This is a genomic window from uncultured Phycicoccus sp., from assembly GCF_947495705.1.
Taxonomy (GTDB): Bacteria; Actinomycetota; Actinomycetes; order Actinomycetales; family Dermatophilaceae; genus Phycicoccus.
Genome location: NZ_CANLZR010000006.1, coordinates 40,205 through 55,180 on the forward strand (window position 1 = coordinate 40,205; position 14,976 = coordinate 55,180).

Below are 14,976 nucleotides of genomic sequence, written 5' to 3' on the forward strand. Positions count from 1 at the left end.
CCGTCCGGGCGACGAGCGCCCCCGACGTACCATCGATGCTGTGACCGCGACGCTCCTGCCACAGTCCGTCTCGTCCGTGTGGGTGCGGCGCTGGACCTGGGCGACGCTCGTCGCGAACGTCGTCATCATCCTCACCGGCGGGCTCGTCCGGCTGACCGGTTCGGGCCTCGGCTGCCCCACGTGGCCGCGCTGCACGGACGACTCGTTCGTCCCGCACCGCGAGCTCGGCGCGCACGGCCTCATCGAGTTCGGCAACCGGCTCCTCACCTACGTCCTCATCGCCATCGTCCTCGCCACCGTCGTCGCCGTGTGGCGCTGGGCCGGCACGAGCCGGTCGCTGCGTCAGCACGCCGTCGTGCTCGCGTTCGGCATCCCGCTCCAGGGCGTCGTCGGCGGCATCACCGTCCTCACCGACCTCAACCCGTGGATCGTCGCCGTCCACCTCCTGCTCTCCCTCGTCCTCGTCGCGCTCTCGGTGTGGCTCGTCGTGCGCGTCCGCGGTGTCGCGGGGCCGGCCGCGGACCGCGGCGTCCGACGGCTCGCCGCCGCCCTGTACGCGCTGGTGTGGGTCGCCGTGTACCTCGGCACCGTCGTCACGGGCAGCGGGCCGCACGCCGGTGACGCGAACGCCCCCCGCAACGGGCTCTCCCCCGAGACCTGGAGCCACATCCACGCCGTCGCCGTGTACGCCCTCGTGGCCGTGACCCTCGCTCTCTGGTGGGCCGTGCGGGGCACCCCGTTGCGCCGCGCCGCCACCGTCGTCCTCGGCGTCGAGCTCGCCCAGGGAGCGGTCGGGTTCGTCCAGTACTGGACCGGCCTGCCCGTGCCCCTCGTGACCCTGCACCTGCTCGGAGCCGCGGCGCTCGTGGCCGCCGCGACGTGGCTGGTCCTGCTCGTGAACGGCGCCCCGGGCGCACGACACGACGACGCCGAGCAGCACCGCGTCCGCTCCGGCGCGGAGCGCTGATCCGCGCGGGTCTCAGCGGGGGCGGTCCCCCAGCAGCCCACGGGACCGGGCGACGGCGACGGCCTCACCGCGGGACGAGGCCCCGAGCTTGGCGAGGATGTTCGACACGTGGACGCTGGCGGTCTTCGTGCTGATGAACAGGGCCCGGCCGATCTCGCCGTTGGAGCGGCCCAGGGCCAGGAGGTCCAGCACCTCCGCCTCCCGTGCGGTGAGGGTGCCCGGTGCGCTGCGGACGCGCAGCGCGTCGACGGCGGCGACCAGCGGCGCCGCTCCGAGCTCGACGGCGGTCGCGCGGGCGCGGTCGAGCTCGTCCCCGGCCCCGGGGTCGCCCGAGGCGAGCAGCACCTCCCCGAGGCGGGCCCGGGCCCGCGCCTCCTCGTAGGGCTCCCCGTACCGGGCGAAGAGGTCACGGACCTCGCGCGCGGCCCGGACGAGGTCGTCCGGCCGCACGTCCTGCCCGGCCAGCCACCGCGCCCGGGCCGCCTCAGCCGCGACACGCGCCTGCCACGCCCGCCCTTCGAGCAGCGGAGGGGGGAGCACCGAGCCGGGGCCCCAGACGGCCCGCGCCTCGGCCTCGAGCCGGTCCACCTCGGCGAGCAGCTCGACCCGCCGGCCCGGGGCCTGCGTGCGGACCGCCGTGCCGAGGTGCCCGATGCCCAGCGCGGCGAGGCGCACCTCGGCAGCGATGCAGCCCACGCCCCAGATACCGCGGAGGAAGCTCACGACCTCCTCGTGCAGCGCGAGCATCCGGTCGAGCTCGCCGGCCCGTCCGAGCGCGTCGAGAGCAGCCGCGCCGGCCTGCACCGCGACCCGCCCGTCGCTGGACCACCAGGGCCGGGTGGCGGCGAGGACCTCGTCCGCCGAGGCCAGGCCGCGGCCGACGCGCACGCCGGCCGCCGCGGCGTCGACGTTGGCCGCCGCCGACGCCGGGATCTCCGGTTCCGCCCCGTGGTCGGCCACGGACAGCGCGAGGTCCCACTCGCCCATCTCGTACGCGGTCGTCACGAGCAGCGCGCGAGCGTGCACCCCGAAGGCCGACCACTCCAGTCCCGCCCGCCGCGCCGCGCCGAGGGCGCGCTCGAAGCCCGCACGCGCCGCCGCGTGGTCACCGTGGCGGTGGTGCACCGCGGCGAGGATGTCCATCGCCCGCAGGACCGCCAGGTCCGGCGCGCTCGTCCAGGCGGCCACGGCGCCCTCCAGCCGCCGGATCGACTCGTCCGGGTCCCCCGCCGAGTCGCTGAGCCGCGCGAGGATCGCAGCGAGGTCGGTCCGGTCGACGGTGAGGTCGTGCTCGGCGGCCAGGGCCATCGCGTCGTCTGCGACGACCAGTGCCTCGGCGGAGGATCCGGCGTCCATCAGCGCCTCGGCGTGCCGGGCGAGCAGGGAGACCCGCAGCCGCACCGGGGCGTCGTCGGTGAGCAGGGCCAGCGCCTCTTCGGTCACCGCGAGCCGGTCCACCGGCTCCTCGGTCATCCGGGCGGCGAACGCGAGCGCGCCCAGCAGCTCGGCCCGGTGCAGCGGGGTCGGCGCCGGCCCCGCGAGCGCGCCCCGCAGCAGGGCCATCGCTCGCTCCGGGCGGCCGCTGCCGTTCGCCGCGACCGCCGCCCGCAGGGTCAGGTCATGGACCCGGGCCGGATCCTCGGCAGCCAGCCGCAGGGCGGTCTCGTAGTGGCTCAGGGCCTCCGCGGGGCCACCCATCCGGGCGGCGTGCTCACCGGCCTCGACGGAGGCGTCCAGCCCCGTCCGGGTGTCCCCGGAGGCCAGCGCGTGCCGCGCGAGGTCGGCGGCCGTGCCCAGGTCGGGGTCCTCGCGCAGTGCCTCGGCGCAGGTGCGGTGCAGCTGGAGCCGTTCCGTCGGCAGGAGGTCGTCGGACACCGCCTCGGCCAGGAGCGCGTGCCGGAAGGCGTACCCGCCTTCGCCCCAGGGCTCCAGGACGTGGTGCTCCACCGCGGCGCGGAGCCCGGCCCGCAGCGCCTGGCCGTCGACGCCCGCGACGCGTTCGAGGAGGGCGTGCGGCACCCGCCGGCCGATGACCGCGGCGACCCGCACGAGGGCCTGTGCCTCCTCGTCGAGCCGGTCCACCCGCGCGAGGAGCAGGCGGCCGAGGTCCCCGGGGGCGGCCCTCCCGGTGCCGGTCGCCGCCGCGAGCTCCTCGGCGAAGTACGCGTTGCCCTCGGCCCGGCGGGCCGCGTCCTCGACCGCGCCGGCGGGCAGGTCGGGGCGGGCCCGCCGCACGATCTGCTGGAGGTCCGCCTCGGAGAGCGGACCCAGGTCGATGCGCGCGAGGTCCGGGAGCCGGGACCAGACGGCGAGCGGGCCCGACAGCGGGTGCCGGCGGTGGACGTCGTCGCTGCGCCAGGTCACGAGCAGGCTGACGCCCTCCAGGCGCCGCCGGGTGAAGAGGACGGTGAGGAGCTCGCGCGTGGACTCGTCGGCCCAGTGGACGTCCTCGACGACGACGAGCAGCGGCCCGCGTCGGCCGAGGTCGGCGAGCGCCCCGTGGACCGCCTCGACGAGCCCGGCCCGGTCGGTGTCGTCGCGGGCCCCGAGCCCGATCCGCGGGACGAGCGGCGCCAGCCCCGGGTGGGCCGCGACGAGCTCGTCGACGAGGTCACGCTCGCGGGCGTCGAGCGCGGCGAAGGCCTCGACGACGGGCAGGTAGGAGAGGCTCGCGCCGACGTCCCCGACGCAGTGGCCGACGAGGACCCGCCGGTCGGTGGCCGCGTCGACGAGGCGCCCGACGAGGGCCGTCTTGCCGATGCCGGCGTCGCCGCCGAGCAGGACGGCGCCGCCGGCACCGGCCCACCCGAGGGCCTCGGTGAGCCGACCGACCTCACGGTCTCGGCCGACGAGCTCGGACGCGGACACGGGGGACACGGTCCCGATCATGGCACCGGTCACGGGTGGCGGGGGTGCCTCATCGCGGGGACCCCTCGAGGAGCGGGTGCAGGGCGGAGGTGGCGGTGCCGGGACCGCCAGCGCCGCCAGGGCCCGGCCGGCGGGGGCCACGCCCCGGTGTGGGCGCCCGGGCCCCCGACGCCGTACCGCTCCAGGCGGTAGGCGACCTCGGCACGGACGAACAACGGGTCGGAGTACAGGCTGCTCATGGCTGGCGCCCTTTCGAACGGAGCCGGTGGCCGGGTGCCACCGACACCGTCCACGGTCGCCGGGTGAGGCACCCCGCCACATCGGGCGAACTGCGTGACCTGGAGCCGCACCGAGCGCCTGAGGTACCTCAGGCGCTCAGGTCAGCCGATCGGCAGGTACACCAGCGGGTCGACCGCGACGGCGAGGAACACGACCGTCACGTACGTGATCGAGTAGTGGAAGAGCCGCATCGGCTTCAGGGCCGGGCCCACGACGCCGCGCTTGGCCGCCCCGAGCAGGCGGTGCGCCTCGGCGATGAACAGCGCGCCCGCGACGACGGCGGTGCCCGCGTACAGCCAGCCCATCGGGGCCACCGGGACGAGCACGAGCGAGGTCGCCACCATGACCCACGAGTAGGCGACGATCTGCCGGCCGACCGCCACCGGCCCCCGCTCGACGGGGAGCATCGGCACCTCGGCCGTGGCGTAGTCGTCGCGGAACGCCATCGACAACGGCCAGTAGTGCGGGGGCGTCCAGAAGAAGATGACGAGGAAGAGCACGACCGCCGGCCAGGCCACCGACCCGGTGACCGCGGACCAGCCGATGAGGGTGGGCATGCAGCCCGCGATGCCACCCCAGACGATGTTCTGCGACGTGCGGCGCTTCAGCAGCATCGTGTAGCCGACGGCGTACAGCGCGATCGCCAGCAGCGACAGCGCCGCCGACACGAGGTTGACGACGAGCGCGAACCACACCGTCGACGCGACGGTGAGGACCCCGCCGAAGACGAGCGCGGCCCGGACGCCGACCTCGCCGGTCACCATCGGGCGGCTGCTCGTGCGGTGCATGAGCCGGTCGATGTCGCGGTCGTACACCGAGTTGAAGGTGTTGGCCGCGGCCGCGCTCATGATGCCGCCGACGAGCGTGGCGACGACGAGCCACAGCGACGGGACGCCCCGCTCGGCCAGGAACATGACCGGCACCGTCGTGACGAGCAGCAGCTCGATGATCCGGGGCTTGGTGAGGGCGACGAACGCCGCGACCCGCCTGCGTGCGGACAGCGTGGTGGCAGCCGCGGGTGCGGTCGTCACGGGGGTGGTGGCCACGTCGTCCTTCGGGTCGACCGGTTCGGTGCCCGCCGATTCTATCTGCCGAGGCGCACGGCCGTCCCGACCACCCCTGACCGCACGGCCCATGTCGGGACTAGGGTGGTCGACAGCTGCGTCACACGGCGCCCTCACAGCCGGTGGCGACGTCCGAAAGCACGTCCCCGCGAGAGAGGTTCCCCTTGAGCACCACCAGCCGCACGCGCTCCGACTCCCCCCTGGCCGGCCGCTCCCCGGAGCTGAGCCGGCCGGTCGCGAAGAAGGCGAAGTGGAGCGACCTCGACGTCCGCGCCGTCGACACCGCTCGCGTCCTCGCCGCCGACGCCGTCCAGCGGACCGGCAACGGCCACCCCGGCACCGCGATGAGCCTGGCGCCGGTCGCCTACCTCCTCTACCAGCAGGTGATGCGGCACGACCCGTCCGACCCGGCCTGGCTCGGGCGCGACCGGTTCGTCCTGTCCTGCGGGCACTCGTCGCTCACCCAGTACGTCCAGCTCTTCCTCTCGGGCTACGGCCTCGAGCTCGGCGACCTCAAGGCGCTGCGCACCTGGGGCTCGCTCACCCCCGGCCACCCCGAGGTGCATCACACGACCGGCGTCGAGATCACCACCGGGCCGCTCGGCTCCGGGCTCGCCTCCGCCGTCGGGATGGCCATGGCCCAGCGCCGGCAGCGCGGCCTCCTCGACCCGGACGCCAAGCCCGGGCAGAGCCCGTTCGACCACCACGTCTGGGTGCTCGCCTCCGACGGCGACCTCATGGAGGGCGTGGCCTCGGAGGCCTGCTCGCTGGCCGGCCACCAGGAGCTCGGCAACCTCACCGTCGTCTACGACGCCAACCAGATCTCCATCGAGGACGACACCGACATCGCGTTCAGCGAGGACGTCGCCAAGCGCTTCGAGGCCTACGGCTGGGACGTCGTCGACGTCGACTGGCGCCAGTCCGACGACCCCGCGGGGACCCCGGGGTACACCGAGGACGTCGACGCGCTCCTCGTCGCCCTCGAGAAGAGCCGCCGGCCCGGCAAGCGCCCGACGCTCGTCCGGCTGCACACGGTCATCGCGTGGCCGGCACCGAACGCCCGGGGCACCGGCAAGGCGCACGGCTCGGCCCTCGGCGACGACGAGGTGGCCGCCACCAAGGAGCTCCTCGGGTTCGACCCGGCCAAGACCTTCGAGGTCGACAAGACCGTCCTCACCCACGCCCGCGAGGTGAAGAAGCGCGGCCGCGCGGCCCACCGCGAGTGGGACAAGACGTACAAGGCGTGGCGGACGGGCAACCCCGATACCGCGGCCCTGCTCGACCGGCTGGTCTCCGGCGAGCTGCCCGCGGACTTCGCCAAGGCCCTGCCGACGTTCGACGCCGACCCCAAGGGCATCGCGACCCGAGCCGCGTCCGGCAAGGTGCTCAGCGCCCTCGGCGAGGTCGTCCCCGAGCTGTGGGGCGGCTCCGCCGACCTCGCCGAGTCGAACAACACGACGATGGCCGGCGCGCAGTCCTTCATCCCCACCGGCAAGCAGACCGCGGAGTGGAAGGGCGGCCCGTACGGCCGCACCCTGCACTTCGGCATCCGCGAGAACGGCATGGGCATGATCCTCAACGGGATCGCCCTCGAGGGCCTCACCCGCCCGTACGGCGGCACCTTCCTCGTCTTCTCCGACTACATGCGCCCCGCCGTGCGGCTCGCGGCGATCCAGCAGCTGCCCGTGACCTTCGTCTGGACCCATGACTCGGTCGGGCTCGGTGAGGACGGCCCGACGCACCAGCCGGTCGAGCACCTCGCCTCGCTGCGGGCCATCCCCCAGCTCGACGTCGTCCGGCCGGCCGACGCGAACGAGACGGCCGAGGCGTGGGCCGAGATCCTGCGGCGTCGGCGCACGGCAGGGCTCGCGCTCTCGCGGCAGGCCCTGCCGACGGTCGACCGCTCCACGCACGCCAAGGCGAGCGGAGTCCGCAAGGGCGCCTACGTCCTCGTCGACGGCGGGCCCGGTGGCGACCAGGCGCCCGAGGTGATCCTCGTCGCCACCGGGTCGGAGGTCTCCATCGCGCTCGCGGCCCGCGAGAAGCTCGAGAACGCGCAGATCAGCACCCGCGTCGTCTCGATGCCCTGCCGGGAATGGTTCGAGGAGCAGCCGCGCTCCTACCAGAGCAAGGTGCTGCCCCCCGAGGTCAAGGCTCGCGTCAGCGTCGAGGCGGGCGTCTCGATGGGGTGGCACGACATCGTCGGCGACTCCGGCCGCTGCGTCAGCCTCGAGCACTTCGGTGCCTCGGCCGACGGTGCGCGGCTCTTCCGCGAGTTCGGGTTCACCCCCGAGGCCGTCGTCAAGGCGGCGAAGGACTCGCTGAAGGCGGCCCGCGCTGCCGGCGGCGTCCCCGCTGTCACCGACACCGCACCCCGAGCCAAGGAGTCTCGCGCCGGTGGGGCCTCCACCCCGCCGAGCCGTAAGAGTGCCGCCTCGAAGAGGAAGTGACGTGAACATGACCATTCCCCAGCCCATCCAGGACCTCGCCGCCCACGGCGTCTCGGTCTGGCTCGACGACCTCTCGCGGGAGCGCATCTCCACCGGCAACCTCCAGGAGCTCATCGACGAGCGGGGGGTCGTCGGCGTGACGACGAACCCGTCGATCTTCCAGGCGGCCCTGGCCGAGGGCGACGCCTACGACGCCCAGGTCGACGAGCTGGCCCGCGACGCGACTCCGGTCGACGAGGCCGTCTTCGCCCTGACCACCAAGGACGTCCGCGACGCCTGCGAGATCATGAAGCCGGTCTTCGAGCGCACCGACGGGGAGGACGGGCGGGTGTCGATCGAGGTCGACCCGCGGGTGGCCCACGACACCGCCAAGACCGTCGCCGAGGCCAAGGCGCTCGCCGCGGCCGTCGACCAGCCGAACGTCTTCATCAAGATCCCGGCGACCGTCGAGGGCCTGTCGGCGATCTCGCAGGTGCTCGCCGAGGGCATCTCGGTCAACGTCACGCTCATCTTCAGCCTCGACCGCTACCGCGCCGTCATGAACGCGTTCCTCACCGGCCTCGAGCAGGCCCGGGAGCACGGCAAGGACCTCTCGACGATCCGCTCGGTCGCGTCGTTCTTCGTCTCCAGGGTCGACAGCGAGGTCGACAAGCGGCTCGACGCCATCGGCACCGACGAGGCCAGGTCCGTCCGGGGCAAGGCCGGCATCGCCAACGCGCGGCTGGCGTACCAGGCGTACGAGGAGGTCTTCTCGACGCCGCGCTGGGCCTCGCTGGAGTCCGCGGGAGCCCACCCGCAGCGGCCGCTGTGGGCGTCCACCGGGGTCAAGGACCCCGACTACCCGGACACGATGTACGTCACCGAGCTCGTGGCGCCCGGCACCGTCAACACGATGCCCGAGAAGACCCTGGACGCGACGGCGGACCACGGCGAGATCACCGGCGACACCGTCACCGGCGCGTACGCGGAGGCCGCCGAGGTCCTCGACACCCTCGAGCGGCTCGGCATCTCCTACTCGGAGGTCGTCGACCTGCTCGAGCGCGAGGGCGTCGAGAAGTTCGAGAAGTCCTGGGAGGAGCTGCTCCAGGGCGTGGCGCACGAGCTCGAGAAGGCCGTGGCGTGAGCACCCTCGACGTCGCCGCCGTGGGCGCGGCGGCCGACGCGGTGGCCGCGCACGTCCCCACCCTCGTCGCCGACCGGGTCGCGAGCAGGCTCTTCGCGCAGGACCCCACGCTGTGGGGTCCGGCCGCCGAGGACGAGGCGTCCAAGCGTCTCGCCTGGACCGCACTCCCCCGCACCTCCCGGCCCCTCGTCGGCGAGGTCGCCGCGCTCAAGGCCGAGCTCGAGGACGTCGGCTACGACCGCGTCGTCCTCTGCGGGATGGGCGGCTCCTCGCTCGCCCCCGAGGTCATCTGCGCCACCGCCGGCGTCCCGATCGTCATCCTCGACTCCTCGGACCCCGACGTCGTCCGGGCGGGCCTCACCGACCTCGACCGCACCGTCGTCGTCGTGTCGAGCAAGTCCGGGTCCACCGTCGAGACCGACAGCCAGCGCCGGGCCTTCGTGCAGGCCTTCCGTGACGCCGGCCTGGACCCCACCGACCGGATGGTCGTCGTGACCGACCCGGGGAGCCCGCTCGAAGAGCAGTCCCGCGGCGACGGCTTCCGGGTCGTGCGCGCCGACCCGGCGGTCGGCGGCCGCTACTCCGCGCTCACCGCCTTCGGGCTCGTCCCCAGCGGGCTGGCCGGGGCCGACATCGAGGCCCTGCTCGACGACGCCGAGGCCGTGGCCGACCTCCTGGCGGAGGACGACGACGCCAACCCCGCGCTGCGGCTCGGTGCCGCCATGGCGGGCACCCGTCCGCTGCGCGACAAGCTCGTCCTCGTCGACGCCGGCACCGAGAACGTCGGCTTCGCCGCGTGGGCCGAGCAGCTCATCGCCGAGTCGACGGGCAAGGAGGGCACCGGCATCCTCCCCGTCGTCGCGATCGGCGACCAGCCGGCCACCCTGTACCCCGACGGCACCGTCGTCCGGCTCGTGTCGAGCGAGGCCGACGACGCCCCGGAGTCCGGGGCGGGCCTGGACTCGCTCGTCACGGTGGCGGGCCCGCTCGGGGCCCAGCTGCTGCTGTGGGAGGCGGCCACGGCCGTCGCCGGGCGGCTGCTCTCGATCAACCCCTTCGACCAGCCCGACGTCGAGAGCGCCAAGTCCGCGGCCCGGGACCTGCTCGGCGAGGGCATCGGCTCGGGCGACGCCCCGGCCTTCACCGACGGGGCCGTCGAGGTCCGCGCCCTCGGCGGGGACTGGCTCGGCGACGCGGCGAGCCTCGACGACGCGCTGGCGGCGCTGCTCGGCCGGCTCGACCCCGACCGCGGCTACCTCGCCGTCATGGCCTACCTCGACCGCGAGGCCGACGCCGACCTCGAGCACCTCGCCCGGGACCTGTTCGAGCGCACCGGGCGACCGGTGACCTTCGGGTGGGGTCCGCGGTTCCTGCACTCCACGGGGCAGTACCACAAGGGTGGCCCCGCCACCGGGGTGTACCTCCAGGTCACGTCCACCCCCGCGCAGGACCTGCCGGTCCCCGGCCGGGACTTCACCTTCGGCGAGTTCATCGCGGCCCAGGCGGCCGGCGATGCGCGGGTGCTGGCCGAGCACGACCGGCCCGTGCTGCGGCTCCACCTCGTCACGCACGACGCCGGGCTCGCCCAGGTCCGCTCCTTGCTCGGCCAGGGCGGCGAATGAGGCCAGCACGGGTGACCGCGGACGCCAACCCGCTGCGCGACCCTCGTGACAAGCGGCTCCCGCGGATCGCGGGGCCGTGCTCGATGGTCCTCTTCGGCGTCACCGGCGACCTCGCCCGCAAGAAGCTGCTGCCGGCGATCTACGACCTCGCCAACCGTGGCCTGCTCCCTCCGGGCTTCTCGCTCGTCGGCTTCGCACGCCGCGACTGGGCCGACCAGGACTTCGGCAAGATCGTCTACGAGGCGGTCAAGGAGCGCGCCCGCACGCCGTTCCGGGAGGAGGTGTGGCGCACCCTGGCCGAAGGGTTCCGCTTCGTCCCCGGCACCTTCGACGACGACGCCGCCTTCGACCTGCTCGCCGCGACGGTCGCCGACCTCGACGAGCAACGGGGCACCGGCGGTAACCACGCCTTCTACCTGTCGATCCCGCCGGGCTCGTTCGCGACGGTGAGCCAGCAGCTCGAGCGCTCGGGGCTGTCCCAGCCGCACGAAGGGTCCTGGCGCCGGGTCGTCATCGAGAAGCCCTTCGGCCACGACCTGGCCTCCGCTCGCGAGCTCAACAACATCGTCGAGAAGGTCTTCCCCGCCGACTGCGTCTTCCGGATCGACCACTACCTCGGCAAGGAGACCGTCCAGAACCTCCTCGCGCTCCGGTTCGCGAACCAGATGTTCGAGCCGGTGTGGAACGCCAACTACGTCGACCACGTGCAGATCACGATGGCCGAGGACATCGGCATCGGGGCCCGGGCCGGGTACTACGACGGCATCGGCGCCGCCCGCGACGTCATCCAGAACCACCTGCTCCAGCTCCTCGCGCTCACCGCGATGGAGGAGCCGGTGTCGTTCGACGCCCACGGCCTGCGCCTCGAGAAGGAGAAGGCGCTGGCGGCCGTCCGCCTCCCCGACGACCTCGCGACCGGCACGGCCCGCGGCCAGTACGCCGCCGGGTGGCAGGGTGGCGAGAAGGTGGTCGGCTACCGCCAGGAGGAGGGGGTGCCCGAGGGCTCGACGACCGAGACCTACGCCGCCGTCCGGCTGGACGTCGACACGCGCCGCTGGGCGGGCGTGCCGTTCTACCTCCGCACGGGCAAGCGGCTCGGCAAGCGTGTCACCGAGATCGCGGTCGTGTTCAAGCAGGCCCCGCACCTGCCGTTCAACGACACGGCCACCGAGGAGCTCGGCCAGAACGCGGTCGTCATCAGGGTGCAGCCCGACGAGGGGGTGACGATGCGGTTCGGCGCGAAGGTCCCCGGTGCCCAGATGGAGGTCCGCGACGTCACGATGGACTTCGGCTACGGGCGCTCCTTCACCGAGTCCTCGCCCGAGGCGTACGAACGGCTCATCCTCGACGTGCTGCTCGGGGACCCGCCGCTCTTCCCCCGGCACGAGGAGGTCGAGCTCTCCTGGCAGATTCTCGACCCCATCGAGCGCTACTGGGCCCGCAACGGCAAGGCCCCCGAGCCGTACCCGGCCGGTGGGTGGGGGCCGGAGTCGGCCGACGAGCTCATGCGCCGCGACGGCCGCCAGTGGAGGCTCCCGTGATCGTCGACCTGCCGAACACCTCGACCGCGGCCGTCTCGAAACGGCTCGTCAAGCTGCGCTCCGACACCGGCGCGATGGCGCTCTCGCGGGTCCTCACCCTCGTCGTCGTCGTCGACGAGGCGGAGGCCGAGGACGCCATCGACGTGGCGAACGACGCCAGCAGGCAGCACCCGTGCCGCATCATCGTCGTCGTCATGGGCAACCGTCGCGGGTCCGCCCGGCTCGACGGCCAGATCCGGGTCGGTGGCGACGCCGGCGCGTCCGAGGTGGTCGTGCTGCGCCTCTACGGCCCGCTGGCCAAGCACGGGCGTTCGGTCGTCACCCCCCTGCTGCTCGCCGACTCCCCGATCGTCGTGTGGTGGCCCACCGACGGCCCCAAGGACCCGGCCGCCGACCCGATCGGGGCCATGGCCCAGCGGCGGATCACCGACTCGGCACGCGCGAGCATCGCGCCGCGAGCGACCCTCAAGCGGCTCGCCGCGTCCTACGCCCCCGGCGACACCGACCTCGCGTGGTCCCGGGTGACGCTGTGGCGCGCGTTGCTCGCCGCCGCCCTCGACCAGCCGCCCTTCGAGCCGGTGACGGCCGCTACCGTCGTCGCGGCCCCCGACTCGCCCTCCGGGGAGCTGCTCGCGGGGTGGCTCGCGGCCCGGCTGCGCTGCCCGGTGTCCCTGCCCCGCGCCCGCCAGGGCACGGGCATCATCTCGGTGCGCCTCGAGCGCGCCAGCGGCTCGGTCGACCTCGTCCGGCCGCTCGACGGCAACACCGCGATGCTGCGCCAGCCCGGGCAGCCCGACCGCACCCTCGCCCTGCACCATCGCAGCGACGCGGAGTGCCTCGCCGACGAGCTGCGCCGACTGGACCCCGACGAGGTGTACGCCGAGGCCCTGACGACCGGGCTCGCCGGTGTCCGTCGCTCCTCGCGCACCGCCAGCGAGGCCGTCCGCGCCGGGGTGGCGCCCTCCCCCGCCGAGGCCGAGGAGGCCACCCAGCGGCTGCGCCGCGAGGCGCGGGCCGCGGGGAGCAGCGCGATGGTCGAGAAGATGCCGATGCCCGCCGACGGCGCCGACACCGAGACCGTGAAGAAGGCTGCCGCCACCCAGCTCGCCGAGGCCAAGGAGCGTCGATCATGAGCCCAACACCTGCCACCGTCGTGGTCCACCCGTCGAAGCAGGCTCTGGCGGACGCCGGCGCGGCCCGGCTCGTCGTCGCCCTCGTCGACGCGCTCAGCGCCCGCGGCGTCGCGCACATGTCGATGACCGGGGGGTCGATGGGATCCGAGATCGTCCGCTCGCTCGCGGCCGAGCCGGGGCGGCACGCGGTCGACTGGGGCCGGGTCCACGTGTGGTGGGGTGACGAGAGGTACCTGCCCGCCGGGGACCCCGACCGCAACGACACCCAGAACGACGCCGCCGGCCTGGCGTCCCTCGGGCTCGACCCGGCGAACGTGCACCGGGTGGCCGGACCCGACGAGGCGGACTCCACCGAGGACGCTGCCTCGAGGTACGCCCAGGCGGTGCGCGCGGCCGGCCACGACGCGTTCGACGTCATGGTCCTCGGGGTCGGCCCCGACGGCCACATCGCCTCACTGTTCCCACACCACCCCGCGGCGGGGACCACGGGCGCCATCGCGGTCGCCGTCCACGACTCCCCCAAGCCCCCGCCCGACCGGGTCTCGCTGACCCTGGAGTGCCTCGAGCGCTCCCGCGAGGTGTGGTTCCTCGTCAGCGGGGCCGACAAGGCGGACGCCGTGCGGCGCGGCGTGGCGGGCGCACCGTTCGCGGAGACGCCGGCCGCCCACGTGCACGGCCGGGAGCGCACACTCTGGCTCGTGGACACCGACGCCGCCACGGACCTGGACTGAGCCCGATGGGACTCCTGGACCGGTGGCGCCGGCGCGACGAGCCTGCAGCGTCGGGGCCCGATCCCGTCGTGGACGACTCGCTCGACGACGAGCCCCCCGAGGAGGTCGCGACCCGTCCGCTGACCGCGGAGGAGGAGGCGCGTCTCGAGGCGTACCGGCTGCGCTACGAGCCACGAGGCATCGACCCCGCGGACCTCGCGAGCATCGCGGCTGCATGGGACCGCGCGGTGGCGGCGGGGAACGAGGCGGAGGCCGCCGAGGTCGTGACGGTCGTCGCGACGGCGATCGGCGACCACCTCGTCGGCACGGGCTACCGGTGGGTCATGAGCACCGACCCGTTCGGGACCGACATCGCGGTCGAGCCGCCCCGTCGGGGGGTCCCGGTCGTCGTCCGCACCCTCGTGGCGCTGCGCTGGATGCAGCGCGAGACCGGGTGGATCGACGGGGTCGTCGGGCACCTCGCGCGGATCGCGCGAGGCTGACGTCGCGGGACGCGGGTCAGCGCCTCACTGGATGAGGCCGCGGTCGCGCAGCGTCTCGAGCGCCTCTTCGAGGATCGCGGCGCCGTCCTCGTCGGAGCGGCGCTCCTTCACGTAGGCGAGGTGGGTCTTGTACGGCTCCACCTTGGGCGCCGCCGGGGGGTTGTCCTGGTCCTGCCCGGCCGGGAGCCCGCAGCGCGGGCAGTCCCAGTTCTCGGGGACGACGAGCCCGGACTCCTCGGCGAAGCTCGGCCGGGTCTCGTGCCCGTTGGAGCACCAGAACGAGACGAAGCGCCGCGGGGCGGCGTCGCCGCGCTCGGCCTCGCCCATGGGGCCCGCCCCGACGCGCGAGCCACGGATCGCGTTACCACCAGCCATCGTCGAACCCTTCTTAGGCGAATCGCTCGAGAACGCCGAGACCGACGATCGTCGTGAACCAGATGAGCGCGACGCCGACCGTGATCCGGTCGAGGTTGCGCTCGGCGACGGACGACCCGCCGAGTGAGCTGGACATCCCGCCGCCGAACATGTCCGACAGACCGCCACCCTTGCCCTTGTGCAACAGGATGAGCAGGGTGATGAAGAGGCCGGACAGGACCAGGAGGACCTGGAGGCCGATGCGAACCGCGTCCACGGATGGTTCCTTCGGGTGGGGGTCGGGACAACCGGTCAAGGATAACCGCTGACCGGCTCGGTCACCGCGACCCCCGGCCGGGGGC

Annotated in this window: 12 protein-coding genes; 8 read left to right on the forward strand and 4 right to left on the reverse strand. The window is 74.2% G+C overall.

Going from position 1 to position 14,976, the window contains the following annotated elements; all coding sequences use genetic code 11:
• The first annotated feature begins 40 nt into the window (after nt 1-40).
• On the forward strand, nt 41-967 hold the full coding sequence (locus tag Q0963_RS10135) for a heme A synthase (RefSeq protein WP_299445343.1): 927 nt from the start codon (nt 41-43) through the stop codon (nt 965-967).
• A gap of 12 nt (nt 968-979) precedes the next feature.
• On the opposite strand, the gene Q0963_RS10140 is transcribed toward Q0963_RS10135, so the two are convergent.
• Both Q0963_RS10140 and Q0963_RS10145 read right to left on the reverse strand, forming a co-directional pair.
• Complete coding sequence (locus Q0963_RS10140) at nt 980-3,844, reverse strand: AAA family ATPase (protein WP_299445344.1); 2,865 nt, start codon at nt 3,842-3,844, stop codon at nt 980-982.
• 371 nt (nt 3,845-4,215) lie between these two features.
• Nucleotides 4,216-5,145 (reverse strand): heme o synthase, encoded by a 930-nt coding sequence (locus Q0963_RS10145; protein WP_299445603.1) that lies wholly within the window; start codon nt 5,143-5,145, stop codon nt 4,216-4,218.
• A 197-nt stretch (nt 5,146-5,342) separates the two neighbouring features.
• Between Q0963_RS10145 and tkt the strand changes: the two genes are divergently transcribed.
• The 7 genes from tkt to Q0963_RS10180 all read left to right on the forward strand — a co-directional run bounded on the left by tkt (nt 5,343) and on the right by Q0963_RS10180 (nt 14,260).
• Complete coding sequence (gene tkt / locus Q0963_RS10150) at nt 5,343-7,628, forward strand: transketolase (RefSeq protein ID WP_299445345.1); 2,286 nt, start codon at nt 5,343-5,345, stop codon at nt 7,626-7,628.
• A gap of 7 nt (nt 7,629-7,635) precedes the next feature.
• Nucleotides 7,636-8,751: a transaldolase gene (tal, locus tag Q0963_RS10155; RefSeq protein ID WP_299445346.1), complete on the forward strand. Its 1,116-nt coding sequence runs from the start codon at nt 7,636-7,638 to the stop codon at nt 8,749-8,751.
• Nucleotides 8,748-10,373, forward strand: coding sequence for a glucose-6-phosphate isomerase (locus Q0963_RS10160; protein ID WP_299445347.1), 1,626 nt, complete (start codon nt 8,748-8,750; stop codon nt 10,371-10,373). Before tal ends, Q0963_RS10160 begins: the two co-directional genes overlap by 4 nt.
• Complete coding sequence (gene zwf / locus Q0963_RS10165) at nt 10,370-11,914, forward strand: glucose-6-phosphate dehydrogenase (protein WP_299445348.1); 1,545 nt, start codon at nt 10,370-10,372, stop codon at nt 11,912-11,914. Before Q0963_RS10160 ends, zwf begins: the two co-directional genes overlap by 4 nt.
• A complete protein-coding gene (gene opcA / locus Q0963_RS10170; protein ID WP_299445349.1) occupies nt 11,911-13,047 on the forward strand; it encodes a glucose-6-phosphate dehydrogenase assembly protein OpcA in 1,137 nt (378 codons plus the stop codon). Before zwf ends, opcA begins: the two co-directional genes overlap by 4 nt.
• Entirely contained in the window at nt 13,044-13,778 is a 735-nt protein-coding gene (gene pgl / locus Q0963_RS10175; protein ID WP_299445350.1) for a 6-phosphogluconolactonase, read from the forward strand. The genes opcA and pgl overlap by 4 nt, the downstream gene beginning before the upstream one ends.
• A 68-nt stretch (nt 13,779-13,846) precedes the next feature.
• Nucleotides 13,847-14,260 (forward strand): hypothetical protein, encoded by a 414-nt coding sequence (locus tag Q0963_RS10180; RefSeq protein WP_299445351.1) that lies wholly within the window; start codon nt 13,847-13,849, stop codon nt 14,258-14,260.
• Between the two features lie 24 nt (nt 14,261-14,284).
• Here the strand turns inward: Q0963_RS10180 and Q0963_RS10185 are convergent, their stop codons facing one another.
• Together Q0963_RS10185 and secG are read right to left on the reverse strand one after the other, a co-directional pair.
• Nucleotides 14,285-14,635: an RNA polymerase-binding protein RbpA gene (locus Q0963_RS10185; protein ID WP_299445352.1), complete on the reverse strand. Its 351-nt coding sequence runs from the start codon at nt 14,633-14,635 to the stop codon at nt 14,285-14,287.
• A 13-nt stretch (nt 14,636-14,648) separates the two neighbouring features.
• Complete coding sequence (gene secG, locus Q0963_RS10190) at nt 14,649-14,891, reverse strand: preprotein translocase subunit SecG (protein WP_299445354.1); 243 nt, start codon at nt 14,889-14,891, stop codon at nt 14,649-14,651.
• Between the last annotated feature and the right edge of the window lie 85 nt (nt 14,892-14,976).

Coding starts and splice junctions, on each gene's coding strand:
- tal (WP_299445346.1), top strand. CDS start 7,636: ATGACCATTCCCCAGCCCATCCAGGACCTCGCCGCCCACGGCGTCTCG.
- zwf (WP_299445348.1), top strand. CDS start 10,370: ATGAGGCCAGCACGGGTGACCGCGGACGCCAACCCGCTGCGCGACCCT.
- pgl (WP_299445350.1), top strand. CDS start 13,044: ATGAGCCCAACACCTGCCACCGTCGTGGTCCACCCGTCGAAGCAGGCT.
- Q0963_RS10185 (WP_299445352.1), bottom strand. CDS start 14,635: ATGGCTGGTGGTAACGCGATCCGTGGCTCGCGCGTCGGGGCGGGCCCC.